The 24,998-nt window shown below is 73.9% G+C and carries 23 protein-coding genes; 9 read left to right on the top strand and 14 right to left on the bottom strand.

From position 1 onward, the window contains the following. The first annotated feature begins 281 nt into the window (after positions 1-281). Positions 282-818 (top strand): glyoxalase superfamily protein, encoded by a 537-nt coding sequence (locus tag ACK2IS_RS12685; protein ID WP_409483678.1) that lies wholly within the window; start codon positions 282-284, stop codon positions 816-818. A gap of 105 nt (positions 819-923) precedes the next feature. On the opposite strand, the gene ACK2IS_RS12680 is transcribed toward ACK2IS_RS12685, so the two are convergent. From ACK2IS_RS12680 to ACK2IS_RS12670, 3 genes are read right to left on the bottom strand one after another with little or no spacing between them, the layout of a single operon-like run. Beyond that, the gene (locus tag ACK2IS_RS12680; protein ID WP_409483677.1) at positions 924-1,307 is read right to left on the bottom strand and encodes an FAD-dependent oxidoreductase; all 384 of its coding nucleotides are present in this window, start codon (positions 1,305-1,307) and stop codon (positions 924-926) included. 26 nt (positions 1,308-1,333) lie between these two features. Then, positions 1,334-2,101, bottom strand: a complete 768-nt coding sequence (locus ACK2IS_RS12675) for an FAD-dependent oxidoreductase (protein WP_409483676.1) — start codon at positions 2,099-2,101, stop codon at positions 1,334-1,336. 45 nt (positions 2,102-2,146) lie between these two features. After that, entirely contained in the window at positions 2,147-2,953 is an 807-nt protein-coding gene (locus ACK2IS_RS12670) for a hypothetical protein (RefSeq protein ID WP_409483675.1), read from the bottom strand. 1,768 nt (positions 2,954-4,721) lie between these two features. Here ACK2IS_RS12670 and ACK2IS_RS12665 point away from each other — a divergent pair. Beyond that, positions 4,722-5,486, top strand: coding sequence for a VC0807 family protein (locus ACK2IS_RS12665; protein ID WP_409483674.1), 765 nt, complete (start codon positions 4,722-4,724; stop codon positions 5,484-5,486). Here the strand turns inward: ACK2IS_RS12665 and ACK2IS_RS12660 are convergent. Beyond that, the gene (locus ACK2IS_RS12660; protein ID WP_409483673.1) at positions 5,458-6,837 is read right to left on the bottom strand and encodes an amino acid permease; all 1,380 of its coding nucleotides are present in this window, start codon (positions 6,835-6,837) and stop codon (positions 5,458-5,460) included. The genes ACK2IS_RS12665 and ACK2IS_RS12660 overlap by 29 nt on opposite strands. Before the next feature lie 89 nt (positions 6,838-6,926). Continuing rightward, positions 6,927-7,607 (bottom strand): response regulator, encoded by a 681-nt coding sequence (locus tag ACK2IS_RS12655; RefSeq protein ID WP_409483672.1) that lies wholly within the window; start codon positions 7,605-7,607, stop codon positions 6,927-6,929. Between the two features lie 59 nt (positions 7,608-7,666). On the opposite strand from ACK2IS_RS12655, the gene ACK2IS_RS12650 reads away from it, so the two are divergent. Beyond that, positions 7,667-7,858: a hypothetical protein gene (locus ACK2IS_RS12650; protein ID WP_409483671.1), complete on the top strand. Its 192-nt coding sequence runs from the start codon at positions 7,667-7,669 to the stop codon at positions 7,856-7,858. Between the two features lie 158 nt (positions 7,859-8,016). Then, positions 8,017-9,108: a sensor histidine kinase gene (locus tag ACK2IS_RS12645; protein ID WP_409483670.1), complete on the top strand. Its 1,092-nt coding sequence runs from the start codon at positions 8,017-8,019 to the stop codon at positions 9,106-9,108. Here ACK2IS_RS12645 and ACK2IS_RS12640 read toward each other — a convergent pair. The 3 genes from ACK2IS_RS12640 to ACK2IS_RS12630 all read right to left on the bottom strand — a co-directional run bounded on the left by ACK2IS_RS12640 (position 9,063) and on the right by ACK2IS_RS12630 (position 12,555). Beyond that, positions 9,063-9,635: a hypothetical protein gene (locus tag ACK2IS_RS12640; protein ID WP_409483669.1), complete on the bottom strand. Its 573-nt coding sequence runs from the start codon at positions 9,633-9,635 to the stop codon at positions 9,063-9,065. The genes ACK2IS_RS12645 and ACK2IS_RS12640 overlap by 46 nt on opposite strands. 26 nt (positions 9,636-9,661) lie before the next feature. Continuing rightward, positions 9,662-10,303 carry a hypothetical protein gene (locus ACK2IS_RS12635; protein ID WP_409483668.1) on the bottom strand — a complete coding sequence of 214 codons (642 nt, stop codon included), beginning with the start codon at positions 10,301-10,303 and terminating at the stop codon, positions 9,662-9,664. A gap of 182 nt (positions 10,304-10,485) precedes the next feature. Continuing rightward, complete coding sequence (locus ACK2IS_RS12630) at positions 10,486-12,555, bottom strand: phosphocholine-specific phospholipase C (protein ID WP_409483667.1); 2,070 nt, start codon at positions 12,553-12,555, stop codon at positions 10,486-10,488. Positions 12,556-12,736: 181 nt separating this feature from the next. Between ACK2IS_RS12630 and ilvD the strand changes: the two genes are divergently transcribed. Together ilvD and ACK2IS_RS12620 are read left to right on the top strand one after the other, a co-directional pair. Beyond that, positions 12,737-14,593 (top strand): dihydroxy-acid dehydratase, encoded by a 1,857-nt coding sequence (gene ilvD, locus ACK2IS_RS12625; protein WP_409483666.1) that lies wholly within the window; start codon positions 12,737-12,739, stop codon positions 14,591-14,593. A 168-nt stretch (positions 14,594-14,761) separates the two neighbouring features. Next, positions 14,762-15,289: a hypothetical protein gene (locus tag ACK2IS_RS12620; protein WP_409483665.1), complete on the top strand. Its 528-nt coding sequence runs from the start codon at positions 14,762-14,764 to the stop codon at positions 15,287-15,289. A 78-nt stretch (positions 15,290-15,367) separates the two neighbouring features. Here the strand turns inward: ACK2IS_RS12620 and ACK2IS_RS12615 are convergent, their stop codons facing one another. Further along, positions 15,368-16,765 (bottom strand): serine hydrolase domain-containing protein, encoded by a 1,398-nt coding sequence (locus ACK2IS_RS12615; RefSeq protein WP_409483664.1) that lies wholly within the window; start codon positions 16,763-16,765, stop codon positions 15,368-15,370. Positions 16,766-16,810: 45 nt separating this feature from the next. On the opposite strand from ACK2IS_RS12615, the gene ACK2IS_RS12610 reads away from it, so the two are divergent. Beyond that, complete coding sequence (locus ACK2IS_RS12610; protein ID WP_409483663.1) at positions 16,811-17,293, top strand: GNAT family N-acetyltransferase; 483 nt, start codon at positions 16,811-16,813, stop codon at positions 17,291-17,293. Positions 17,294-17,412: 119 nt separating this feature from the next. Here the strand turns inward: ACK2IS_RS12610 and ACK2IS_RS12605 are convergent, their stop codons facing one another. After that, positions 17,413-18,453 (bottom strand): NAD(P)-dependent alcohol dehydrogenase, encoded by a 1,041-nt coding sequence (locus ACK2IS_RS12605; protein ID WP_409483662.1) that lies wholly within the window; start codon positions 18,451-18,453, stop codon positions 17,413-17,415. A 135-nt stretch (positions 18,454-18,588) separates the two neighbouring features. On the opposite strand from ACK2IS_RS12605, the gene ACK2IS_RS12600 reads away from it, so the two are divergent. Continuing rightward, positions 18,589-20,091 carry an O-antigen ligase family protein gene (locus ACK2IS_RS12600; protein WP_409483661.1) on the top strand — a complete coding sequence of 501 codons (1,503 nt, stop codon included), beginning with the start codon at positions 18,589-18,591 and terminating at the stop codon, positions 20,089-20,091. Between the two features lie 144 nt (positions 20,092-20,235). On the opposite strand, the gene ACK2IS_RS12595 is transcribed toward ACK2IS_RS12600, so the two are convergent. The 4 genes from ACK2IS_RS12595 to ACK2IS_RS12580 form a co-directional block, all read right to left on the bottom strand. After that, positions 20,236-21,039, bottom strand: coding sequence for a class I SAM-dependent methyltransferase (locus tag ACK2IS_RS12595; protein ID WP_409483660.1), 804 nt, complete (start codon positions 21,037-21,039; stop codon positions 20,236-20,238). A 143-nt stretch (positions 21,040-21,182) separates the two neighbouring features. Further along, positions 21,183-22,607 carry a DHA2 family efflux MFS transporter permease subunit gene (locus ACK2IS_RS12590; RefSeq protein ID WP_409485674.1) on the bottom strand — a complete coding sequence of 475 codons (1,425 nt, stop codon included), beginning with the start codon at positions 22,605-22,607 and terminating at the stop codon, positions 21,183-21,185. 124 nt (positions 22,608-22,731) lie between these two features. Next, positions 22,732-24,039: an acyltransferase family protein gene (locus ACK2IS_RS12585; RefSeq protein ID WP_409483659.1), complete on the bottom strand. Its 1,308-nt coding sequence runs from the start codon at positions 24,037-24,039 to the stop codon at positions 22,732-22,734. A 37-nt stretch (positions 24,040-24,076) separates the two neighbouring features. Next, positions 24,077-24,391, bottom strand: a complete 315-nt coding sequence (locus ACK2IS_RS12580) for a 4a-hydroxytetrahydrobiopterin dehydratase (protein WP_409483658.1) — start codon at positions 24,389-24,391, stop codon at positions 24,077-24,079. 29 nt (positions 24,392-24,420) lie between these two features. Between ACK2IS_RS12580 and ACK2IS_RS12575 the strand changes: the two genes are divergently transcribed. Further along, on the top strand, positions 24,421-24,978 hold the full coding sequence (locus ACK2IS_RS12575; protein ID WP_409483657.1) for a (deoxy)nucleoside triphosphate pyrophosphohydrolase: 558 nt from the start codon (positions 24,421-24,423) through the stop codon (positions 24,976-24,978). The last annotated feature ends 20 nt before the right edge of the window (positions 24,979-24,998 follow it).

Here is a 24,998-nt window from a genome sequence, read left to right as displayed (position 1 = left end):
CCCCTCTACCTCCGTGAGGATCGCGCGGTAACCCTCGACCGCTGCCGAGAAGCAACCCAGGTCGCGCAGGCAGTCAAGGATAAGGGCACGAACGCGGATGGACCCGTCGCTGACGCTCCCGGCCCCGGGCCGCGCCGGCTGCTAGCGTCGGGGCACGGCCGCGGGTGGCCGGCCCCCTGCACCCTGGTGAACGCCCGCGCACACCAACCTGGCTCACCCGTCTCCCGACGCGTGACCTCGGGCAACGCAGGGACCCCGTCCGTCGCGCGGGAAGGCAGCTCGTGATCACCACCCTCGAGGCGAAGTCCTTGGCCCGTGAGCTCTCTCGCAGCTCCGACCTGACCCACTCCGCGGTGCTGGAGGCCGTGGCCCACGCGGCCGGGTTCCGCGACTGGAACACCTTCTGCGCCAGGCAGATCGATCCCACAGACGCGGTCGGCCGCGAGCAGGTCGTGCCGGTCCTGCGGATCTTCGACGCCGCGATCGCGCGGGAGTTCTACGCCGACTTCCTCGGCTTCCGGTGGGTCTGGGAGCACCGGCACGAGCCGGACCTGCCGGTGTATGCCGAGGTCGAGCGCGCCGGCAGCGTCCTGCACCTCACCGAGCACCACGGGGACGCGACCCCGGGCGGCCGGGTGATGCTGGTGGTGAACGACGTTCGCGGGTACTGCGAGCAGCTGACGGCAGCCCGGCACCGCAGGTGTCGCCCGGCGGTGCTGCCGGAGGCGTGGGGTCTCACGATGACCGTGGACGACCCCTTCGGCAACCGGCTGACCTCCTGGGAGCGCGGCGCCTCGGCCGGCACCGGCACCGCCTGAACCCCTCCCCGGCGAGGCCCCCGCACCCTTCGCTCCCGGGATCGTGTGCGTTCTCCGCCGGTTTCCGGCGGCATACGCACACGATCCTGCGAAGAGGGAAAGGGCTCAGCGCGGGGATCGGCGGCGGACGACGCGCCCCGGCCCCTGCACCACGGTGGCCGCGCCCCGGGCCGGGTCGGTGCTGCGGATGTTGTCGCGCAGGGTCCAGGCGTACTCGCCCAGCGCGTGCAGGTCGGGCAGGCGGCCCGCCTCGTAGTCCGCGAACCAGGTGGCCGAGCCGGAGGCCGCGTGCTCGGCGAGCAGGGCGCAGTCCTCCAGCCCGGAGTTGACGCCCTCACCGGTCGGGTGCAGGACGCTGTGCGCCGCGTCGCCGAGCAGCACCAGCCACTCGTCGAAGGCCAGACGCGGACAGATCACGACCGCGCCGCCGAAGGGCTTGCGCGTGAAGTACGCCGCATAGTCGTCATACGTCAGCAGCGGAGCGGCCAAGGGTGCGTGCTCGGCGACGTGCGCCTTCAGCGCGCGATATCGGCCTCGCTCGCGTCGGTCGACAGCAGGAGCTCCTCGGCCGGGTCGCCCTCGATGGCGGTCACGGCGACACCCCAGACGCCGTCCTGGAGTGTGGCGGTGTAGATCCCCTTGGAGGTGAAGATGTGGTGGATCGACGGGTCGAGACCGGGCGCCGAGGCGTGCGGCTGGGGGCAGGCGACGCGGAAGCGCACGCACCAGTCGCCGGCCCGGTGCATGAAGCCCGGGACCTGCTCGGTCAGCGAGCGCCGGGTGGCCGACCAGACGCCGTCGGCGGCCAGCACGCGGGCGTCCCGCGCGTCGACGGTCACCTCCTCGCCATTCGGCCGCGTGAAGGTGAGCGTGCGCCCGGCGAGGTCGACGCGGGCGAGCGCATGGCCCGCGCGATAGGTGATCGTCCTGGTGCCGCGGACCCGCTCGAGCAGCAGGCCGGTCAGGAAGGCGCGGGTCGTGGCGATCAGGGTGCCGCTGGCCAGCGACGCCACCCGGCGGGTCCCGGAGTAGATCGAGAGCGCCGCGACGACCTCACCCTCCGCCCGCAACCGGTCCAGCAGCGCTGGGTCGATGCGGCGGAGGGTCTCCTGCCCGCGCAGGTTGACCCCGATGGGATAGCTGTTGGCGTCGGAGAGCTTGAGCTCCTTCTTGGCCTCGTAGACCGTGACCCGGTGGCCCTGGGCGTCCAGCAGCAGCGCGGCGGCCAGGCCGACCGGGCCGGCTCCCACGACGATGACGCGCGGGGCATCGGCAGGCGACATACGACTCCTTCGTCGACGGAAAGACCAGTCGAGCACGCGGGACGGTCAGAGGTCGCGGGCCCAGACGCAGGCGTCCGGGACGAGGCTGCGGAACAGCGGGACCGGTGTCGGGCCGCCCGGCACCGGGACCTCCACGATCGCCAGCCACTCGCCCTCGGCCGTGGCCGGCAGGTCCCGCACGAGCGCGGACTCGACCGGCTCGGTGACGTGCGAGTCGATCTCCACGACGGCGCCGTCCGGCAGGCAGGTGAGGACGGCGGCCAGGCAGGCCTCCAGATCGACTCGGGCCGTGGGACTTTGGTAAGGCAGGGCGGTCAGGGTCAGCTCGGCGGGCTCACCGTCGTCCTCGGGCGGCCACAGGAGCCCGGCCGCCACGACCGTCCCGTCACGACGCAGCAGCCGCGACCGCGCGAGGTCGAACGACGCGTCCCCCGGCTCGAAGCCGTCCCGAAGCTGCTGGGCCAGCACCGGGATCGACGCGGCAGGACTCCACCAGGCGTGCTGCGCCCGATAGTGGTGGACGAATTGGTCGAGCAGCTCGGGGCGGTCGGCGTCGGTCACGGGGGCGCACGCCCCACCACGCCCGGCCGCCCACGTGTGCAGGGCCGCGTCGACGGTGAACCGCCACGGTGGACAGAGCTGCACGAGCACAGCGCGGTGCCGGCGGGCGAGCGCCAGGTCGTGCCGCGCAGAGGCGTCGATCTTCATCGAGAGCGGCCGGGTGGACACCTCGAACTGGGCGGCGAGGAGGGCGTCGTCGGCTGCCCCACGGAGCTCGGGCAGCACCTCCAGGACGAGGGTCCGGGAGCGCGGGTGTATGGCGTTGTCGATCCCGCGGCAGTGCCCGACCACCGTCGCCGGCGCGCTCGGCGACGAAGCACCTGCGGTTGCCGCCCTCGGCCCACCGGTCGGCGGCGAGCCCCGGAAAGCGTTGGCGCCATACGAGATCCGCCTCGCGGGCCGGCCGGACGACGAGCGGTGAGGTCATGCTGCGACTCTCGCACGCCCCCCGCTGCGTCCAGGATCGTGTGCGTTCTCGGCCGGTTTCCGGCCGAGAACGCACACGATCCTGGGAGGGGAGGGGGATGGTCAGGTGGTGGACGAGGGTCCGGGCCGAGCGGTGGGGGTCGAGCTGGTGGCCCCCGTCGACGGCGCCCCCGTCGGACGTGGGGTCGTCGGGACCGGCTTCGGGGCCGAGGACGTCGGCGCCGGGGCGGGGGAGGACGTCGGTCGCGGCGCCGGGGACGTCGGCCGAGGGGCAGGACTGGTCGGTGTCGGGACCGGTGGCGTGGTGGGGCGGGTCGGGGGCACAGGCCGGGGCGCGGGCGGACGCGGTGACGCGGGCGGCCGAGGCCGCGGAGCCGGCCCGGGCTCCGGCCTGCGGGTGGGCCAGGGAGAGCGCGTCGGCTCGGGCCGTGGGACGGCCGTAGGAGCCGGGGCCGGCGGGTCAGGTCGGACCGGCACCTTCGGCGTGGCCGGGGTCGGGGGTCGGTCCGGAGGGCGCGGCTGCCCGGTGCCCGGCACCCGCCCGCGGTCTGGTGGCGCCACGGGCGCCGGCGGCGCCGCCCCGGGAGCGCCCTGGTCGGGAACGCCGTCGTCGGGAACGGCTGGGGGGACCGGCGACCCCGTCGTCGTCCCGGGCGCCGCAGCGGTGGGGACGGCGGAGGCGGTGGGGTCCTCGGTGACGGCGGCGTCGTCCGTCTCGTCCGCGGGCGTCTCGGACGTCGTCTCGGCCGTGGTGGTGGGGCTGACGTGGAGCACGGCGGCGGGAGGCTCGGCATGGTGCGCGCCGGGGGGCTGGAGCACCCCGACTCCGAGAAGACCGATTGCGGAGGCTGCCCCGACGCCGAGGGCGACCTTGCCCCAGACGGGGACTCGTGGAGCTGGGAGGACCCCGGGCTCGGCAGTCGGGTGGGCGGGTGAGGGCACCAGGGCGCCCGGCAGCAGGCTCGGCTCGGACGAGGCAACCGCCACCGGCGTCATGTCCGCCACCGTCTCGGGACCCGGCGCGCCGACCGGGGAGGCGGCTCTCACCTCCGGTGGCGTGGCGTCCTCGGGAGGATCCGCCTGAGCACCCGGCAGGGGACGTGCAGGCTGCACCGCCGCGGTGGCGGCCGAGGGTCGGCTCGGGAGCGGGGGAGCAGCCGGCTCCTGGGCGGTGTCCGGGGTGCCAGGGGCCGCCGGGGGCTCGAGACCGGTCGGGGGAGCGGGGCTGGGCTCGCCCGGGGCGTCCGGCTCCGAGGCCGTCCGGCGACGCCGGTCACCCTGGAGGCTCGAGGCCACCCGAGGCAGCTCACGGCGGGCGAGCCGGCCGATCCCCACCGTCATGGCGCCGCCGAGCAGCAACGCCTTGCGGACGTGTCGGACGCCGCGAGGGACGAGGTGGGCAGACATGTTCCGACCTAGAGGGAGACGACAAGATGGTCCAACCTTAGGAAACCTGCCCCTGTCGCGTCACCCCGCCCTCGGCGACGGAGCCCCCGCCGCGCCCAGGATCGTGTGCGTTGACCGCCGGAATCCGGCGGTCAACGCACACGATCCTGGGTGAGGGGGTAACCGGCTGCAGCCTGGCGCTCACCCCGCGTTGACGGCGCCCGGACCACCCCGACAGACTGCCCCGGTGATCACCAGGGGGGACGACACGACCGGCGGCAGCCTGCCCGCACCACCGCCACCGGAGGATCTGCTCGGTGACCTCGCGCCGACCGGGCTGCTGCGCGCGATGGTGCCGATGCTGGTGCTGGACATCACGATCCCGGTCATCACCTTCCAGGCGGCCCGCTCCCAGGGGACCGCGGAGACGCTGGCCTACCTGCTCGCCGGGGCCGGTCCGCTGATCGGCATCGCGGTGCACGTGGCCCGGACCCGGCGGGTGGACGTGGTGTCAGCGGTCTTCCTGGGGATGTACCTCGTCTCCGCCGCTCTCGCCGCGGTGCCCGGCGCCGAGGGGAAGTGGTTGCTGCTCAAGGACTGTGCCATCAGCGCCGGGCTCGGCCTGCTGTGCCTGGGGACCCTCGCGCCACCCGCGCCGAAGCCGCTGATGTTCTACTTCGGGCGCCGGTTCGGCGGCGACGGCAGCGACGCGGACCGGCAGCGGTGGGAGGACCGCTGGGCCACCGGGGCGCGGTTCCGCGCGATGGTGCGCCGGCTGACGACCATGTGGGGCGGCGGTTTCCTGGCCGAGGCGGTGATCAAGGTCGTGGTGGCCGAGACGGTGGGCTTCGAGACGGCGTACGTCGTCAACCAGGTCGTGCCCCTCGTGCTGATCGTGGGCCTGGTCCTGGCGACCGTGACCCACGTCCGGCGCGTGGGGGAAGAGGGGAAGCGGCGTCGCGTCCAGAACGAGGCCGAGGGCGTCAGCGGCGCGCCAGCCGGCTCGTGGTGAGCAGGACCGCGAGCGCGACGGCGCCGGCCACGATCGCGGGCCGTCCCTCGGGGGTCACCGCGAGCAGCACCAGGATCCCCACCATGAAGCCCATGGCCACCCAGCTCGCGAGCGGCCACCCCGCCAGGGCGAACCCGCCCGGGGCCAGCTGGCCGCGCGCGACCTGTCGCCGCATGGCGTGGTGGGCGGCGAGGATCATCAGCCACACGAAGACGGTCGCGAAGCTCGCCACCGACGCGATCGTGACGAAGACACCCTGCGGGACGAGCATCACGAGCACCAGCGCCACGGTCAGCGCGATCGCCACGAGCCCCACCGCTGCGACGGGCACGCCCCGAGAGCTGGTGCGCGCGAACGACGTCGGGGCGTCACCCTGCTCGGCGAGGCCGTGCACCATCCGGCCGATCGAGAAGGTGATCGCATTGAGCGCCGAGAAGGCCGCGGTGATCACCACGGCGTTGAGCACGTGCGCGGCGGCGGGGAGCCCGACGGCGTCGAAGATCTGCACGAAGGCGCTCGACCGCCCGTCGATCGCCGACCAGGGGCCGAGGCACAGCAGGACGCCGACGGCGCCGACGTAGAACAGCAGCACCCGCCAGGGGATCGTGTTGATGGCCCGGGGGATCGCCGCCCCCGGGTCCTGCGCCTCGGCGGCCGACAGACCGAGCGTCTCGATCCCGCCGAAGGCGAACGCGACGATCGTCAGCGACACGAGCACGCCCCACAGCCCGTGCGGGACGAAGCCGCCATCGGTCCACAGGTTGCTCACGCCGGCGCGGGTGCCGCCGGGGGTGTCGAGCCCGAGGACCAGGATCGCGACCCCGGCGAGGATCATCGCGACGATCGCGGAGACCTTGATCAACGACAGCCAGAACTCCGTCTCGCCGAAGACCGTGACGTGGATCAGGTTCAGCCCGGTCACCAGCGCGAGCGCCCCCGCCACCCACACCCAGGCGGGCACCTGCGGCCACCAGTGCCCGAGATAGGCCGCCAGCGCCGTGGCGTCCGCCGTCGCGACCACGAGCATCTCCAGCACGAACATCCACCCGGTCACGAAGCCCGCGGTCGGCCCGAGGTAGGCCCGCGCGTAGCGGGCGAAGGACCCGGCGCCGGGGTCGCGCACCGCCATCTCGCCGAGCGCCCGCATCACCACGAAGACCGCCAGTCCCGCGGCGAGGTAGGCGATCAGCACGGCAGGCCCCGCGGTGCGGATGGCGTCGGCGGAGCCGTAGAACAGCCCCGTCCCGATCGCCGACCCCAGCGCGATGAACTGCACGTGCCGCGTGGTCAGCCCTCGCCGGAGCCTGCCGGGGGCGGGCGGTGCGGACGTGGGGGCGGGGGAGCTGGGCACGGCATACCTCTGCGGAGGGGACGGTCAACTGGTCCGGACCACAGTAGGGGCTCGGTGCCCGACCCGGTCCGGTCGTCCACAGCGCCGGGTCAGCGCAGCCGTGGCGTGACCAGTCCGAGCTCGCACGCCCGCACCACCACCTGGACCCGGCTCAGGACCCCCATCTTGGTCATCACCCGGGTCAGCCGGCCCTTGACGGTGGCCTCGGTGACGCCGAGCTCACGCGCGATCTCGGCGTTGCCCAGTCCTTCGCCGAGCAGGGCCACGACCTGCGTCTCACCCTCGGTGAGCTCCGAGCGCACGCGGTCCGCCTCGGCTCCCAGCCGAGGGTCGGCCGGACCGTCCCCGGTCCGGACCTCGCGCACGACGGCGTCCAGGACCGCCGGCGAGAGCACGGACCGGCCCTCCACCACGGCCAGGGCAGCGGCGACCAGCTCCTCGGGGGAGGCGTCCTTGAGGACGTAACCGCCGGCCCCGGCACGCAGCATGGGCACGACGGCCTCGGGAGCGGCGAAGGTGGTCACCGCCAGGACCCGCGCCGCGGGCCACTCCTGCAGCACCCGCGCGGTCGCGCCGATCCCCCCGAGCCGAGGCATCCCGAGGTCCATGAGTACGACATCCGGGCGAAGCCGCAACGTGATCTGCGCCGCCTCGAGCCCGTCGCCCGCCTCCCCGATCACCGTGAACTCGCCTGTGGAGGCGAGGAAGTGCGCCAGCGCCTGACGCATCAGGGTGTGGTCGTCGGCCACCACCGCGGTGTAGGGGGACATGGCCCGACAGTAGGCTAGAGGACACCTTCGATCCAGTTCTGACCAGGAGGTATGACGGTATGCGACGGTTCGTCACGATCATCGCGATCCTGGGGGGCGCGCTGACGGGCACGCCGGGCGTCGCCCACGCGGGCGGTCCGCCGGCGCCGCGCGCCCAGACCGCAGCCGGGGCGACCCCCTCGGGACAGACGGCGACGCGTGGTTTCTTCGAGACCATCTGCAACCACTGGGTCGAGCTCTGCGGCGGCTGAGCGGCCCCGACGGGCGTCGGCGCCTCGACGGGCGCTGGCCGGGCGCGCTCGTCGCGGGCGCTCTGATCGCCTCGACCGTCGACGACATCACGACCCGCCTGTCCCGGGACGTCCCGCTGACCGACCGGCTGCTCGCTGCCGGTGCAGAGGCCGGTGTCGTGGCGGTGCTCGCGACCGCCGCCTGGGCGCCGCGCTGGTCGCTGCTCGCCCTGGTGGCCGTGCTCGGGCTGTCGGTGCCCGGGGCCGTGGTCGGACCCGGGCTGCTCGCCCTCGCCGCGGTGCTCGCCGGCCAGGCGGCCCGCCGCCGCACCCGTGGGCTGGGGCTCACGGCCGCGGCCGGGGCGGTCTATCTGCTGGTGCTCGTGCACCGGTTGCCCCGGGTGCTCGACATCGTGGCCTGGCAGGCGGTCCCGCTGCTGGTCGCCGTGACCGTCGGCGCCTGGGTGCTCGGGGGCCTGCGTCGACGGCGCCACCTGGCCGAGGAGCGAGCCGCGCGGCTGGAGCAGGAGGCACAGGAGGCCCGGGCCCAGGAGCGGCGGATGCTGGCGCGCGAGCTGCACGACGTGGTCGCCCACGGGCTCACCCTGGTCACGATGCAGGCGACGCTGCTGCGCGCGGCCGACGACCCGGCCGTGCGGGAGCAGGCCGCCCGCACGATCGAGGTGACGTCGCGGGCGGCGCTGCGCGAGCTGCGGGCCCTGCTGGACGTGCTCAGCAGCTCTGACGCCGTGGCCGAGCGGACCGGTGCCGTGCCGGACCTGCGGGAGACCGTGGCTGCCCTCACCGTCGGGTGCGAGCGCCTGGGGTATCCCCTTACCGCCCACGTGGACCCGGTCGACCTCGGGCCGGCGACCCGGCACGCCGTGGACCGGGTGCTGCGGGAGGCGGTCACCAACCTGCTCAAGCACAGCGGCCCTGGACCTGCCGAGCTGCGGGTGACCGGACGCGGCGGCGACGTCGTGATCACCGTCGGCAACCGTATGGTGCCCACGGGCGCGGCGGTCCCGTCGGGGGGCAGCGGACTGACCGGGCTGGCCGAGCGGGTGCGGCTGCTGGGCGGGCAGCTGGACGCCGGCCCGACGGGAGACCGGTGGGTGCTGCGTGCCGTCCTGCCCCGGATGACGCCCGACGACCCCGGCGCCACCAGGGCGACCGGGGTCGTCGACGAGGGTGCGGGCGGTGCCGCGCGCCACCAGGCCTGCGCTCAGAACAGGCCCGGCAGCGAGGTGCCGACCCCGCTGACCGTGTGACCCACGGAGTCCACGGCCTGGTCGTTGGCGTTGACGCGGTCGTCGGCCAGCCGCCCGGTCTGGGTGGTGACCAGGTGCTGGACCAGCCGACCCTCGCGGGTCAGACCGTCGGCGAACGACAGGTCGGCGACGTGCACCCGCTGCCCCGTGGCGACGGGGTTGGACAGGCTGATCTCGAAGGAACGGGTGGAGGTGGCCGGGTCGAAGCCCAGGTCGCGCACGTGGGCGCCGTTGAAGGTGCGCGGGGTGATGACCCGGTCGACGCCCCGCGGACCGGAGACGGTCGAGACCTTTACGACGAAGGTGGTGAGCGGGTACTCCTGGAAGTAGCGCTCGGACCCCACGTTGGTGACGTCGATGCTCGCGGTGCCGGCGGCGCCGGGCGCCTTGAGCAGCGAGGAGTGGTAGGACACGGCCAGGTCGTGCGCGGCCGGGGCGGCCGGGGCGGCCTGGGCCGGGGCGACGCCGAGCGCCAGGGTGGCGGCGCCCAGGGCGACGGCGGTGCGGGTGAGGATGCGGTGGTTCATGACGGGGCTCCTGTGCTCTGGCGGGGTCAGCCGCGGACGACGTCGACGGGGTCGGTGTAGGTCTTGACCTGCACCGCGTTGGACAGCGGGGCCTCGCCCCTGAGGGTCCACGGGGTGGACCAGGTGCCGTTGGCCAGGCAGCGCTGCTGCGTGCCCTCGAAGCGCACCGTGCGGAAGCCGTACGTCGCCTGAGCGGTGGTGCCGGGCTGGACCGGGTACGGGCCGATCTGCTGGCCGGCGGTCCAGGACAGCGAGTAGGAGATGCTGGGCTGGATGCTGGCCTTGACGCCGGAGAACTCGCCGCCGATGTCGCCCTGGATCCGCAGCTCGATGGTCTGGGTCTTGGACAGCGTCTGGGTCAGCGGGATCGGGCTGGACGTCGCGTTGTGGGTGTCGATCGTCCCGATGCCGGTGAAGTTCTCCTTGACCTGGTAGATCACGGTCCGGTAGTCCTCCCACGCGTTGCAGACGGGCCGCGGGTTGAGGATGTTGGGCTTGATCTGCCCCGAGCCGTGGGTCGTGTGCACGATCGGCAGGGTGGGGTTGGTCGCCGGGGTGGCGGGCCAGGTGTCAGTCTGCGTGCCGGCGTGAGCCGGCAGGGCCGAGGCGGCCAGGACCAGGACGGAGCCGGTCAGGGCGGCGGCGGCGCGCGCGGTGTGGCGGATCATCGTTGCTCCTTGAGATGGGCGACCCCTGCGATCCAGGGGTGTCCTCGACGGTAAGGAGCAGGCAGCAGCCACCGACAGGGCCGCGCGACGAAGGTCTGGAGGGGCAGCGACGAAGGTCGCCGCCCCTCCAGGAGGCCCCTGCGTTCCGGGATCGGCCCGGGAGCAGGCCCGGACGCCCGCGGTCAGCGCCCGAGCTGCGGGTCGCTGATGCTGGGGGCGCCGTTCTCCAGGTGGCCGGCCAGGACCCGGCGGAAGCCGGTGCCGGGGACGGTCACGGTGACGTCGTACCACCCACCGGTCGCCCGGGTGTCGACCTGCACCAGGCGGGTGCCGCGGCCCCGACCGCCGTGCACGGTGCCCGGGTAGGCCGAGGTGACCTCGACGTCCACGTCCTTGCCCGCCGCGATCGTCAGGCGCACCCTGCCCGAACGGCCGTCGGTCGACAGGGCCACCTGCACCTGGTCCTTGGCCCGGTCGCCGGCGTAGCTGCGGAAGAAGCCGTTGGGGCCGTGCAGGTCGACGCGGTAGGCGCCCGAGACGGGCAGCCGGGCGACGAGCTGCTTGTGCGACTCGACGGTGTAGGAGTGCGGGTCACCCGCGGGCGCGAGGATCCGGGCCTGCAGGGTCGCGCCCAGGCGCCCGGCGTTGGTGATCTGCAGCGAGAGACTCTGCTTGAGCGGCAGCTCCTGCACGTCCAGGGCGTAGCCGAGCGGGCGGGCCGGGCGCGTGCCGGGCTCCTGGCGGGGCATCGCGCCGACGGCCGGGGGGACCGGCTTGTAGTCGGGGTGGCGCAGCCGATCCCGGGGTGCCCAGGACGAGACGTCCATCAGGGCAGGCGCCTTGGCGGGCTCCTTCGCGACGTCGAAGGCGCTGGTCAGGTCCCCGAAGACGGCCCGGCGCCAGGGCGTGATCTGCGGCTCGTGGACGCCGAAGCGGCGCTCCATGAATCGGATGATCGAGGTGTGGTCGAAGGCCTCCGAGCACACCCACCCGCCGGTGCTGAACGGCGACACCACGAACATCGGGACGCGGGGGGCGCCGCCGTAGGGGCCGGCGGGGAACTTCGGGTCGCCCGCCCTGCCCGGGAAGAACTCGTTCTCCGTGGACACCGTCGAGGCGCCGGGGATCACCGGGCAGCTGGGCATCGGCGGCACGAGGTGGTCGAAGAAGCCGTCGTTCTCGTCATACGTGATGAACAGCGCGGTGCGGGCCCACACGTCGGGGTTGCTGGTGAGGACGTCCAGGACCTTGGCGATGTACCACGCGCCGTACGCCGTCGGCCAGTTGCCGTGCTCGCTGAACGCCTCGGGCGCCGCGATGTAGGACACCTGGGGCAGGGTGCCCTTGGCGACGTCCTCGCGCAGGATGCGGAAGTAGTCGTCGCCGGTGCGGGCCGTGGTGCCGCGCCGGGCCTTCTCGTGGAGCGCGTCCCCGGGCCTGGCGTTGCGGTAGCTGGTGAAGTACAGCAGCGAGTTGTCGCCGTAGTTGCCGACGTAGGGGTCCTGGGTCCAGCCCCAGGAGCCCTTGGCGTCCAGGCCGGTGCCCTCGTCCTGGTAGACCTTCCAGGAGACCCCGGCCTGCTCCAGCCGCTCGGGGTAGGTCGTCCAGTCGTAGCCGAGCTCGTCGTTGTAGAGCACCGGCCCGCCGCCCAAGCCGTCGTTGCCGGTCCACCCCGTCCACAGGTAGTAGCGGTTGGGGTCGGTGTTGCCGATGAACGAGCAGTGGTAGGCGTCGCAGACCGTGAAGGCGTCGGCCAGCTGGTGGTGGAAGGCGGCGTCCTTGCGCTCCAGGTAGGCCATCGTCGTGGTGCCCTTGGCGGGGATCCACTTGTCGTAGCGGCCGCGGGCGACCGCCATCTGACCGTCCCACCAGCCGTGGGGCAGCCCCTCGAGGAAGGCGTGACCGAGGTCGTCGCGGTCCGGGCGGAAGGGCAGGACCTCCCTGCCGGCCTGGTCCACCTGGTGCCAGACGTCCTTGCCGCTGGGCAGGATCGCCGGGTGCGGGTCGCCGAAGCCGCGCACGCCGCGCAGCGTCCCCAGGTAGTGGTCGAAGCCGCGGTTCTCCTGCACGAGGACGACGACGTGGTCGATGTCCTCGATCGAGCCGTGGCGGCGGGCGGCAGGGATGGACGCGGCCCGGGCGATGCTCTCGGACAGCAGGGTCATGGCGGTGGTCGCGCCGGCGACCTGCAGGAACCGGCGGCGGTCCAGGTCGGTGACGTGGCGCTCGGGCTGGGTGGGGGGAGTGGGCACGGGGGGCACCTCTCGTGAGGAGGACACGATCGCCAGAAGCCTTGGGGCCCGAGGCGTCCAGAGCATCAACGGTTCGTGATCGGCGGATGGCGCCTGCATGGCCGGCTCGGGCGGATCGTGGCGCATCCCGCATGCCGGGCGTACCCTCCGGCATACGAGACATCCCGCCTAGCCTGGCGGTATGCCCCAGCTGCGCTCCCGCACCACGACCCACGGCCGCCAGATGGCCGGAGCGCGCGCGCTCTGGCGCGCGACCGGCATGACCGAGGGCGACTTCGGCAAGCCCATCGTCGCGGTCGCCAACTCGTTCACCCAGTTCGTGCCGGGCCACGTCCACCTCAAGGACCTGGGTCAGCTGGTCTGCGACGCGATCGCCGAGGCCGGGGGCGTGGGCCGCGAGTTCAGCACCATCGCGGTCGACGACGGCATCGCCATGGGCCACTCGGGGATGCTCTACTCCCTGCCGAGCCGCGAGATCATCGCCGACTCCGTGGAGTTCATGGTCAACGCCCACCAGGCCGATGCCCTCGTCTGCCTCTCCAACTGCGACAAGATCACCCCGGGCATGCTGCTCGCCGCGCTGCGCCTGGACCTCCCCACCGTCTTCGTCAGCGGCGGGCCGATGGAGGCGGGCCGGGCCGTCATCGGCCGGGACGTGGTGGCCGGCGTCGCGGGGGAGGAGCGTCGCCTGGACCTGATCGACGCGATGACCCGCTCGGTCGACGACACCGTCTCCGACGCGGAGATCGCCGAGATCGAGCAGTCCGCCTGCCCGACCTGCGGGTCCTGCTCGGGGATGTTCACCGCCAACTCGATGAACTGCCTCACCGAGGCGCTGGGCCTGTCGCTGCCCGGCAACGGGTCGACCCTGGCGACCGCGAGCGCGCGCAAGGGACTCTTCGAGGCCGCCGGGCGACTGGTGGTCGACCTGTGCCGGCAGTGGTATGACGAGGACGACGCGTCGGTGCTGCCGCGGTCCGTCGCCACCCGCGAGGCCTTCGCCAACGCGATGCGCCTGGACATCGCCATGGGCGGCTCGACCAACACGATCCTGCACCTGCTGGCCGCGGCCCAGGAGGCGGGCGTGGACTTCGACCAGGACGACGTGGACGCGCTGTCGCGGGTCACCCCCTGCCTGGTCAAGGTGGCGCCGAACTCGACGCAGTACTACCTGGAGGACGTGCACCGGGCGGGCGGCATCCCCGCCATCCTCGGCGAGCTGCGCCGCGGCGGGATGCTCGACGAGCAGGTGCGGGCGGTCCACTCGCCGTCGCTGGACGCCTGGCTGGGGGCCTGGGACATCCGCTCCGGGTCCGCGGCGCCGGAGGCGGTCGAGCTCTTCCACGCGGCGCCGGGCGGGGTGCGGACGACGCAGGCCTTCTCCACCGGCAACCGCTGGGCGTCGCTGGACACCGACGCCGCGGGCGGCTGCATCCGCTCGGTCGAGCACGCGTACACCACCGAGGGCGGGCTCGCCGTGCTGCGCGGCAACCTCGCGCCCGACGGCTGCATCGTCAAGACCGCGGGGGTCCCCGAGCACCAGTGGTCCTTCTCCGGGCCGGCGCGGGTGGCCGAGTCGCAGGAGGACGCGGTGGCCATGATCCTGCGCGGCGACGTGCAGGCCGGGGACGTGGTGGTGGTGCGCTACGAGGGGCCCAAGGGCGGGCCGGGCATGCAGGAGATGCTCTATCCCACCAGCTATCTCAAGGGCGTCGGCCTCGGTCCCAAGTGCGCGCTCATCACCGACGGCCGCTTCTCCGGCGGCTCGTCGGGGCTGTCCGTCGGGCACGTGTCGCCCGAGGCCGCGTCCGGCGGACCGATCGGCCTGGTCCGTGACGGCGACGTCATCGAGCTGTCGATCCCCGAGCGGCGGGTGCAGCTGCTCGTCGACGACGCCGAGCTGGAGCGGCGCCGCGTCGAGCAGGACGCCGCCGGCTGGCAGCCGCGCGACCGCGACCGTCCGGTGTCCGACGCGCTGCGGATCTTCGCGCGGTTCGCCCAGTCGGCCGACAAGGGCGCGGCCCGCCGCCTCGACTGACGGCACGCGGCGGTGTCGCCGGGACGCGGGCCGCGGCGCCGGAGAGGCGGAGTAGTCACCCAGCGACATAAATGATCACTCTTAGTCATAGGGTGGGGTTCTGGAGCGTGCTTCGCTGGTGTCCTCAGCGATGCCGGGGGGCGTCGCGCCATACCCAGGGGGATCTCCATGCGCACCATCGTCCGCAGCCTCGGGCTGCTCACCACCTCGACCCTGCTCGCCGCCGGCGCCGTCGTCGCCGCCCCGGCCGCGCCCGCCGAGGCCCGCACCGTCTGCCGCACCGCGGCGTGGGGCACCGGGGACAAGGACGACTGGCGCGGCGGCGCCGGGTCCTACATGGCCGACCGCGTCGTCTACCGGACCGGCCGGCACGCGTGCTTCGACCGGGTGGTCATCGACTACCTCCCGGTGGAGGGGACCGGGCCCGCCATGCGCAACGTCGGCTACACCGGGGGCATGTCCAAGCCGTGGCGCGGTGGGCGGGCGATGATCTTCATCACCACTCCCGGGGAGATCGACCCCTACACCGTCGTGACCAAGGGCTACCGCTCCCTCGTGGCCGTGAGCCTGTGCGACCGGCACCGGATGAGCGTCATCTGCATCGAGGTGCGGCGCAAGGTGCCCTACCGGGTGATGGACCTCGCCGGCCCGGGTGCCAAGCGCCGCCTCGTCGTGGACATCGCGCACCGCCGCTGAGGGGCCGCCGGACGGGGCAGGCCAGGGCCTGCAGGGCAGAGCCCGCAGGACGGATCGGCAGGTGCCTCCCGGCGCCGGTCAGCGGGCGAGCCGCACGTGCTCGGCCGTGCGCCGGGCGTACTCCTGCTCGGTCCAGTGGCTCACCCCGGTCACCCGCAGCACCCGGACCGCCCCGGTCTCGTCGCGCTCCACGGTGATCGGCTCGCCCGACCCGCCGTAGGAGTCCTCGGGCTCCACCGCCAGGGTGTCCGCGTCGACCACGTCCAGCTCGTCGTGGGACTCGACCGGGTCCGGCGCATCGGGGTCCAGCAGGACCAGCCGGTCCCGCAGCCGCACCACGTCCGCCGTTCCCCACAGCGCCTCGTAGCGTCCGACGAACGACTCCAGACGCTCGCGGTCGGTCTCCCGCTGCCAGGACGCACGATCCCGCAGGGCCAGGTCGATCAGGGCGACGACGCCCTGCGCCACCGGCGTGGACCCGCTGCCCAGGCTGTTGCCGAGGACGCTGACGGCCAGCCCGTCCTGCGGGTCGACGTAGGTGCGGGTGATGTGGCCGGGATAGCCACCGCTGTGGCCGACCAGCGTCCGCTCCCCGACCCGGGCGATGATCTCGCCCAGCCCGTAGTGCCCGACCTTGCCGGTCGCCGCGGCGGGCCGCTGCATCGCCCGCTTGCTGCGGTCGGTGAGCAGCCGGTCGTCGCCGAGCACGTGGGCGCTCGCGAAGGCCGTCACGTCCTCGGCGGTCGAGGAGAAGCCCGTGGCCGCGGCCAGCGCCCCGGTGCGCACGTGGTCGATGGTCACCCGTCGGCCGGTCTCGTCCAGGGGCCGCGAGTGCCCCGCGGCGTAGTCGCCCAGCCGCGGCTCGTCCAGCTCGGCCGCGGTGTCCGCCAGCCCGAGCGGCTCGATCACCAGCGCGCGCAGCGCGTCGGCATACGACCGGCCGGTGACCTGCTCCACGACCCGGCCGAGGATCCCGTAGCCGATGTTGGAGTACTTGAAGTGCTCGTTGACCTCGAAGGTCCGCCCGTGCCGCGCCACCAGCTCGCGCAGCTGCTCGGCGTCGGGGAAGTCCTTGCCCAGCTGCCACCAGTCGGTGTCGACGCCGTCGCGGATCGTCCCGCCGAGGTGGGCCAGCAGCTCGCGGACCGTCACGTCGGCCAGGGGAGTCTCGGCGTATGCCGGAAGCAGCTGCCCCACCTCGTCGTCCAGCCGCACCCGGCCCTGCTCGCGCAGCCGCATCAGCGCCGTCGCGGTGAACCACTTGGAGTGGCTGGCGATCCGGAACAGGTGCCGCGTCGTGAGCGGCTCGCCCGTCGTCACGTCGGCCACGCCGAAGGCCTCGGACCAGACCAGCTCGCCGCGCACCCGCACGGCCACCTGCAGGCCGGGCTCGCGGCGCACCTGCCGCTGCCGCTCCACCCAGGAGCGCAGGTAGGGGACCAGGTCGGACACGATCTCGGCGGTGAGGGTCGGCATGGGCGGACTCTAGTCGGCACCGGCCGGACGGCTACCCTCGGGGACGTGAACGTGCGCCGTGCGACCCCTGCCGACATCCCCGAGATCGTCCGTCTCAAGGCCCAGCTCATGGCGACCGGGTGGCCCTGGCCCGTGGACGTCCACGGGGATGCGCAGTGGCGCGAGCGGTGCGCGTCCGTCGCGCAGACCCTCCTGGACAGCCCCTCGTACGCCGCCTTCGTGGTCGCCCGGGACGACGAGACGCCGGGCGCGCCGCTCGCGGGCATGGTGTCCGTGTCGGTCGAGCAGCACCTGCCGGGTCCCGACGGGCGGGGGCTGTCGGCCTACGTCGCGGACATGTCCACCGACCCCGACCTGCGCGGCCAGGGCATCGGCACCCGGCTGCTCGACGAGGCCCTGGTCTGGGCGCGCGAGCACGGCGCCGGGTGGGTACAGCTGTATGCCACCGAGTCGGGGCGCGGGGTCTACGAGCGGGCGGGCTTCTCCCCGGACGGGTCCTTCCTGCACATGACCCGCTCCGCCGACTGACGACGCCGGCTGGGTCCGCCGACTGACGACGCCCCGCCACCCACCGGGCGGTGGAGGACGGGGCGCCGTGCGTGCCGGTGTCCGCGGGAGGGCTCAGGGCCGCTCCGGCGGTCGGTTGCTCAGAAGGTCTTGGCGTCGATCACGAAGCGGTAGCGCACGTCGGAGTCGACGACCCGCTCGTAGGCCTCGTTGATCTGGCTCGCCTCGATCATCTCGATCTCGGCCGTGATGCCGTGCTCGGCGCAGAAGTCCAGCATCTCCTGGGTCTCGGCGATCCCGCCGATGCAGGACCCGGCGAGGGCCTTGCGGGCGACGATCAGCGAGAAGGCCGCGACCTCGAGGGGCTTGGACGGCGCCCCCAGCTCGACGATCGTGCCGTCGTACCGCAGCAGCGCCAGGTAGTCGTCCATCGGCAGGTTGACCGACACCGTGTTGATGATCAGGTCGAAGCTGCCGGCCACGGCCTTCATCTGCTCGGCGTCCGTGGTGTTGACGTAGTGCTGGGCGCCGAAGCGGGCGGCGTCCTCGCGCTTCTTGTCCGAGTGGGAGAGGACCGTGACGTCGGCGCCCATGGCGACGGCGATCTTGACGCCGACGTGGCCGAGGCCGCCCATGCCGATGATCGCGACCTTGCTGTCCTTGCCGACACCCCAGTGGCGCAGCGGGGAGTAGAGCGTGATCCCGGCGCACAGGAGCGGGGTGGCGGCGGCCGGGTCGAGAGCGTCCGGCACCCGCACGACGAAGCGCTCGTCGACGACGACGTGGGTGGAGTAGCCGCCCTGGGTGATCGTGCCGTCGCGGTCGACCGAGCCGTAGGTGCCGGTGTTGCCGGCCAGGCAGTACTGCTCCAGGCCCTCGCGGCAGGCGTCGCAGTCCTGGCAGGAGTTGACCATGCAGCCGACGCCGACGCGGTCACCCTTGGCGTGGCGGGAGACGCCGGAGCCGACCTCGAGGACGCGGCCGACGATCTCGTGGCCGGGGGTGAGGGGATACTTCTGGGCGCCCCACTCGTCGCGCACGGTGTGGATGTCGGAGTGGCAGATGCCCGCGAACTCGATCTCGATGAGGACGTCGTGCTCACCCACGTCCCGGCGCGTGACGGTGGACTTCTCGAGGGGGGCGGCAGCGGCGGGGGCGGCGTAGGCGGCAACGTCCATCATGGGTCCGACGATAACCCGCTCGGGCGGTGCGAGAGACTGGTGCCCTGTCCGTGACCGCCCCGACGAGTCCGGTGCGCACCGAGAGTTCAACCTCACGTCGTGCGCACGTCGTCCTGACCTGTCAGACATGACGGTATGCCCAGCACCTCCACCCACCTCTCCGGGCCCACGAGCGTCTCCGACACGCCGCTGTCGTGGGCCGTCCTGCGCGACCGCGTGAGCCGGACCCTCGTGGTCGCGGCGGTGGCCCTGGTCGTGGTGGACGGGGTCGTGGGCGTCCTGCCCTCCGAGACCCTGGTCGAGCTCGTCACCCCCTTGCGCGCGCTGATCCTCGTGGGTCTGCTCGGTGCCGCGGCCGGCGGCCGGGGGCTGCGTGCCTGGCGCACGCCCGTCGACCTGCCCATCCTGCTGCTCGTGCTCGCCACCGCCCTGTCGGCCTGGCACAGCGGGCAGGGGTGGCCGCTGTGGCGCGGTCTGCTCACGGGCGTCGGGGCCTTCTACCTCTCCGTGGCGCTGGTGCGCTGCCAGGGCGCGGCCTGGCACGGGGTGACCACGGCCGCGCTCCTCGCCTGCGCGGTGGCGGGGCTGACCGCCTGCCACCAGCTCGCGGCCCACGTCGACACCGGCTTCTGCCGCGCCGGGCTCGTGGCCGGGCGGGAGAGCTGCGACGACCCGGAGGCCCTGATCCGCGCCACCGGGACCTTCGCCAACCCCAACCTGCTCGCCGCGGCGCTCGTGCTGCTGCTGCCGCTGGCCTGGGCGGCGGCGCGCAGCCTGCCGACCTCGTCCTCCCGGGTGGCGGCGTACGGCGTCGTCGCCGCGGGCTACGTGAGCGTGGTCGCGACCTGGTCCCGCGCCGGTCTGGTCGCCGCCGCTGTCGGGATCCTGGTGCTGCTGGCGCTGCGCCCGGGCTGGTCGGGTCGGGCCATGGGGCTGCTCGGGGTCGTCGGGGCGGCGCTCGCCGTGGTCGCCGTCGGTGGCAGTGTCGGGGTGCGTCAGGAGGTATGGCGCGCGGCGCTGGCAGCCACGGTGGCGCATCCTCTCGGGGTCGGCCCGGGCCGCGGCGGTGCGGTCATCGACGCCGGCGTGCCGGGGTCCGAGCGCTTCCGCCATGCCCACGACCTCTGGCTGAACTGGCTCCTGGAGTGTGGGTGGCTCGGGGGGATCGCGGTCGTGCTCATCACCGTCATCCTGTTCCGGGTCGCCGCCCGGCGGGCCCGGATGGGCTCCGCGGTGGCCCGGATGGCGGGGGCGGGGCTGGCGGGCTTCGCCACGATGTCGCTGGTGGACCACCCGGCCAACCACGCCGGCATCTCGATGCTCATGTGGGTCGTGCTCGGCCTGGTCGTGGGGCACCAGGTGCGTCCTGGGGCCGGGCCCCGGCTCCAGGACCGGATCCGCGACCGGGCCGAGGAGCCGGTCGCCGTCGATCCCGTCACGGCGCCGCCCGTGTCGGGCCCGACGAGGGCGGCGCCGGTCCCGCCCGCCGCCGGGCAGCGGGCGGACCGGCCGGACGGGCAGGCCCTGCCGCCCACGCCGGGGACCGAGGAGCCGGACGGCGTGCCGACCGGTGAGCAGGGGCCGCCGTCCCGCAGCTCCCGGCACCGGCAGTCCCGACGGCGCCGCCGGGACCTGTGAGGGCCACGACCGCCCACGGCGTCCGCCGCGGACTGCCCGCGCGGTCGCGCGCCGACCCGCCGCAGCGCGTCAGCCCGCGTCGGCGGGCGGGCCGACCGGCGCGCCCGGTGACCCGGGGCTCAGGTGCTCCCGGTGATCCGGGGCTCAGGTGCTCCCGGTGATCCGGAAGGCCACCTGCTCGTGGTCGTGGGTGAAGGCGACCGGCTCGAAGGCCACGCCAGTGCGGGCCACGTGCTCGGTCCAGGCGCGGTGCTCGTGCTGCTGCCACCCCGGATAGTTGAGGTACTCGTCGAACTGCACGATGCTGCCCGGGCGCAGGCGCGGTCCCACGAGCTCCAGCACGGTCGCGGCGGAGGAGTACAGGTCCCCGTCGACGTGCAGCACGTCCACCGGCCCCGGGTGCACGGCCAGGAAGCCCGGAAGCGTCCGGTCGAACCACCCCTGGACCAGGGTCGCGCCCGGCACGTCCGGCAGCCCGTCGACGTCGAAGGCCCCGGCGGGGAAGCCGACCCGCCAGTCCTCGGGCAGCCCCTCGAAGGAGTCGAAGCCGTAGACCTCCTGGCCACCTCGCGCCTCGGCGATGATCCGCAGCGTCGTCCCCTGGAAGACGCCGAACTCCAGCGCCATCCCGCCGGTCGGGGCGAGCGACAGGGCGTGCCGCAGCGTCTCGTGGGGGTGGCTGAAGGACCGGGCGCCCACGAGGTGGTCGGCGGCCCAGCGGGCCGACTCGGCGACGGCGACGCGCTCGCCCGCGGCGTACAGGTCGCGTCGGTCGCGGATCTCCAGGCCGTGCAGGTGGTCGAGGATCCGCCGGGTGTCGGCGTCCTGCTGCGCGCGCAGCGCGCGGAGCTCGTCCTCGAGCCGCGTGACCTCGGCCCGGACGGCCCGGCGGACGGCGCCCCGGACGAGTCGTGCTGTCGTGTGCCGGATCTCGGCGCGCAGGGACATGTCTGGATCCTAGGCAGCGGCGGTCGCCGCTGCCTGGCGCAAGCCCGCGTCGACGGGGCGTGTCGTGCGGCAGGCGCCGGTGACGTCCGGGGGACGCGCTGGTGCGGTGCCGCGGGCGCGCCGATGCCGCTCGGCCGGGACCGTCAGGAGCGCTCCTGCTGGTGCCGGGGCCGCTCGAGGGCGAGGACGACGAGCGCGCCCACCGCGATCACGGCGGCGGGCACGACGAGCGCCTCGCCCATGGCGGCGGTGAAGCCCGGGGCCAGGGTGCTCGGCAGGTGGCCGCCCATCGAGGTGGGCGCCGCGCCCCGGGCGGCGGGCAGGTGCGCGGCGAGGCGGTCCTGCATCGCCAGGGCGATCGCCGCCGACCCGAGCACCGAGCCGACCTGGCGGGTGGTGTTGTAGACCCCGGCCCCGGCTCCCGCCTCGGCGCCCGCCAGGTTGGCCGTGGCGCTGGTCGACAACGGCGCCCACATGAAGGCGCTCGCCACGCCGAGCAGCGCGGCGGGGAGCAGGACGTGCCACAGCGGTGCGGTGGCGTCCAGCGTCCGGCTCAGCCACAGCAGCGCCACGGCGTAGGTGCCCAGGCCCCCGAAGGCGAGCCGGCGGGGGTGCAACCGGTTGACCACCCGGCCTGCGGCGGGCGCCAGCGCGGCGGAGACGACGGCCATCGGGGCGAGGAGCAGCGCCGCCCGGGTGGGGGACAGGCCGCGGGCCGTCTGGGCCCAGATGGTGACGGGGAAGGCCGTGCCGGTGACCGCGAAACCGACGGTGGTGATGGCGATGTTGGCGACGGAGAAGTTGCGGTCGCGGAACAGTCGCAGCGGCACGAGCGGCTCGCCCTGCTGCCGGGCCTGCCACAGCACGAACAGGCCCAGGACGACCAGGCCGAGGACGATCAGCCGCCAGACGGTGATCGGGCCGGTGATCGTGCCCCAGTCGTAGCTACGGCCCTCCTCGATGCCGAAGACGAGGCAGAACAGCCCGATCGCGGACAGCGCCACGCCCAGCCAGTCGAAGCGGTGCGAGTGCGTCTCGAAGGTCGGCACCAGCCGCCAGGCCAGCACGAGCGCCAGCAGGCCGACCGGGACGTTGACGAAGAAGATCCACTCCCACCCGAGGGCGTCGATGAGCAGTCCGCCGAGGATCGGGCCGACGAGCGTGGCGACGCCGGCCACCGCGCCCCACAGGCCCATCGCCTGCCCCCGCCGCTGGGGCGGGAACATCCGGGTGATGACCGCCATCGTCTGCGGGCTCATGAGCGCCGCACCGAGGCCCTGGGCGACGCGGGCGATCACCAGCATGGTGACGGTGTCGGTCAGGCCGCACCACAGCGAGGCGGCGGTGAAGACGGTCAGCCCCACGAGGTAGACCCGCTTGGGGCCGTAGCGGTCACCGAGCCGGCCGGTGATGAGCAGCGGCACGGCGTACGCCAGGAGATAGGCGCTGGTCACCCAGACCACGGCCCCGATGTCGGCGCGCAGACCGGACATCAGGGCCGGCGTCGCCACCGTCACGATCGTCGAGTCGACCAGGATCATGAAGAAGCCCAGGCACAGGGCCCACATCGCGGGCCAGGGGTTGTCGCCGGCCTGGTGGTGCGGGCGCCCGGCGTGGCGATCGTCGGAGGGTGAGGTCACGGACGAAGCGTGACACAGGTCACCGACATACCCCCGCCGGCGCCGGGGCGCGTCAGCCGGAGAGGGCCAGCGCCAGGGCTGCCGCGCCCACGACGACCATGGAGCCCAGGGCGAGGAGCAGCGACCTGCCGGTGCTCTGCCTGACGCCGGGCAGGAAGCGCGTGGCGTCCTCGACCCACCGCCACCAGACGTGCGCCAGGGCCACGGTCAGCGCGGCCACGGCCAGGCGCAGCGGGTTGTCGAGGTCCCGGTGGACGGCGAAGGGGACGAGCACGATCAGCGGCCAGTGCCACAGGTAGATCGAGTAGGAGATGTCGCCCAGCCACTGGCTGGTCCGGTTGGTCCAGGCCAGGTCCAGCGGGTCACGCCCGTCGCAGTCGCCGGCCAGGATCACGGCGGCGGTGCCGAGGACCGGCAGCAGCGCGAGGTGGCCCGGGAAGGGATCGCCCTGGCTCAGCACGAAGGCCGAGGCGACGATCATCGCCAGGCCGACGTAGCGCAGCACCAGGGACAGGGCCGTCGAGGGCGCCCAGCGCCGCAGGACCATCGGCAGCAGACCGCCGGCGGCGAACTCCCACGCGCGGGTGAAGGTCATGAAGTAGGTGTTCGCCGGATGGGTGGCGGTGTACCACACCGAGAGCACGAGGCTCAGGGCCGTGACGACGGCGAGCATGGTGCCGGCCGCCCGGACCGGGCGCGCGGCCGCACCTCTGGCGCGGCGGGCGAGCCACAGGGCCAGCAGGATCAGCGGCGGCCACAGGAGGTAGAACTGCTCCTCGGTGGACAGCGACCAGTAGTGCTGGACGGGGGCCTCGAAGCCCATCGGCGGCGGCGGGCCCAGCACGACCTGGGCGAGCCAGAGGTTCTGGACGTAGAACGTCGATGCCAGGGCCTCGCGACCGGTCATCGCGCGCAGGGCGTCGGGCAGCAGCGCGAAGGAGCAGGCGATGCTGACGAGCAGGACCGTCATGCTCGCGGGCAGCAGGCGCCGGGCCCGGCGGGCGTAGAAGGCGCCGAGGTGGACGGTCCCGGTGCGCTCCACCTCACGGACCAGGTGGCTGGTGATCAGGTAGCCCGAGATGACGAAGAACGCGTCGACGCCGGTGAATCCGCCCGGGAAGCGGGAGGGCCACAGGTGGAAGGCCACCACGAAGCCCACGGCCCACATGCGCAGGGCCTGCACCTCGGGCAGGAAGCCGCGGGCCGCGCGCCGGCGCACCCGGTCCGCCACCGTGGTCGTACCGCCGTCGCTCCCCGCGCCGCCGCTGCCCAGGTCTGTCCGGGCGAGCAGGTCGGGCCCCGCCCGGGTCGATCCGTGGTGGTCGTGCGCCTGCCTGCTGGTCAGCTGTTCCCCCGTCACCCTGACGACCCTAGGAGACGCCTTCGGCGTGTCGGGATCAATCCGGCTGGACGACAACGGCTTCCGTCGTTCGGGCGCGATCCTGAACACGATGTGCAAGCTCTATGTCCAGTTGCGTAATCCCATTGCGCCAATGGGTCCAAACCTCCCACGTGGTCCGCCCCATCCGGATGTCGATGAAGGGATGGTGGTCCATCTGCTCCGCCTCGTCCGCCACCCACTCCACGAGGCGCACCGCCTCCAGGAAGCCCGGCGACTCGTAGGTCGCGACCAGGTGGCCCCCGACCACCCGCCACCCGGGCAGGTCCCGCAGCTGACGGGTGATCTCGGCGTCGTCCAGCAGTCGGCTCATGGCGCCCACGCTAGGACAGGATGGGCCGCATGCCGGAAGACCCCGCCGTCACGCCCGCACCCGCTCCCGCACCCGCTCCCGCACCCGCTCCCGCACCGCCCGGTCCGGACGGGCCGGTCGCCGTCGTCGGCGCCGCCCTCCTGGACGACCTGGACGCGCCCACCACCCTGCTCGCGGCCCGCCGCACGGCTCCGCCGGCCCTGGCGGGCGGGTGGGAGCTGCCGGGCGGCAAGGTCGACCCCGGTGAGGGCGAGCTCGACGCCCTGCGCCGCGAGCTGCGCGAGGAGCTCGGCGTCGAGGTCGAGGTGGGGCAGGAGGTCGCCGGGCCCCGGCCGGACGGTCGCTGGGACCTCAGCCCCCGGCACGCCATCCGCGTCTGGACCGCCCGGGTCGTCCAGGGGCGGCCACAGCCGCTGGAGGACCACGACGCGCTGCGGGTGCTGCGCGCCCACGAGCTCGACACCGTGGGGTGGCTGCCCGCCGACGCCCCGATCGTCGCTGCGGTGGCCGGGCTGCTGCGCCCCGGACGCGCGACGTCCGGCACCCCTGGTCGTCACCGCCCGCACCGCCTGCCTGGCTCTGGGTGATGGTCCGGGGCGGGGCCGGG

Source organism: Arsenicicoccus dermatophilus (genome assembly GCF_046267915.1).
In the GTDB taxonomy this organism is placed as follows: domain Bacteria; phylum Actinomycetota; class Actinomycetes; order Actinomycetales; family Dermatophilaceae; genus Arsenicicoccus; species Arsenicicoccus dermatophilus_A.
This window is presented reverse-complemented; position numbering and strand designations above follow the sequence as displayed.

Bases quoted from the DNA above. Each gene is read 5' to 3' on its own strand.
- ACK2IS_RS12675 (WP_409483676.1), bottom strand. From the start codon at position 2,101: ATGTCGCCTGCCGATGCCCCGCGCGTCATCGTCGTGGGAGCCGGCCCG.
- ACK2IS_RS12655 (WP_409483672.1), bottom strand. From the start codon at position 7,607: ATGTCCCCCTACACCGCGGTGGTGGCCGACGACCACACCCTGATGCGT.
- ACK2IS_RS12650 (WP_409483671.1), top strand. From the start codon at position 7,667: ATGCGACGGTTCGTCACGATCATCGCGATCCTGGGGGGCGCGCTGACG.
- ACK2IS_RS12640 (WP_409483669.1), bottom strand. From the start codon at position 9,635: ATGAACCACCGCATCCTCACCCGCACCGCCGTCGCCCTGGGCGCCGCC.
- ACK2IS_RS12635 (WP_409483668.1), bottom strand. From the start codon at position 10,303: ATGATCCGCCACACCGCGCGCGCCGCCGCCGCCCTGACCGGCTCCGTC.
- ilvD (WP_409483666.1), top strand. From the start codon at position 12,737: ATGCCCCAGCTGCGCTCCCGCACCACGACCCACGGCCGCCAGATGGCC.
- ACK2IS_RS12620 (WP_409483665.1), top strand. From the start codon at position 14,762: ATGCGCACCATCGTCCGCAGCCTCGGGCTGCTCACCACCTCGACCCTG.
- ACK2IS_RS12615 (WP_409483664.1), bottom strand. From the start codon at position 16,765: ATGCCGACCCTCACCGCCGAGATCGTGTCCGACCTGGTCCCCTACCTG.
- ACK2IS_RS12605 (WP_409483662.1), bottom strand. From the start codon at position 18,453: ATGATGGACGTTGCCGCCTACGCCGCCCCCGCCGCTGCCGCCCCCCTC.
- ACK2IS_RS12600 (WP_409483661.1), top strand. From the start codon at position 18,589: ATGCCCAGCACCTCCACCCACCTCTCCGGGCCCACGAGCGTCTCCGAC.
- ACK2IS_RS12595 (WP_409483660.1), bottom strand. From the start codon at position 21,039: ATGTCCCTGCGCGCCGAGATCCGGCACACGACAGCACGACTCGTCCGG.
- ACK2IS_RS12590 (WP_409485674.1), bottom strand. From the start codon at position 22,607: ATGTGGGCCCTGTGCCTGGGCTTCTTCATGATCCTGGTCGACTCGACG.
- ACK2IS_RS12580 (WP_409483658.1), bottom strand. From the start codon at position 24,391: ATGAGCCGACTGCTGGACGACGCCGAGATCACCCGTCAGCTGCGGGAC.
- ACK2IS_RS12575 (WP_409483657.1), top strand. From the start codon at position 24,421: ATGCCGGAAGACCCCGCCGTCACGCCCGCACCCGCTCCCGCACCCGCT.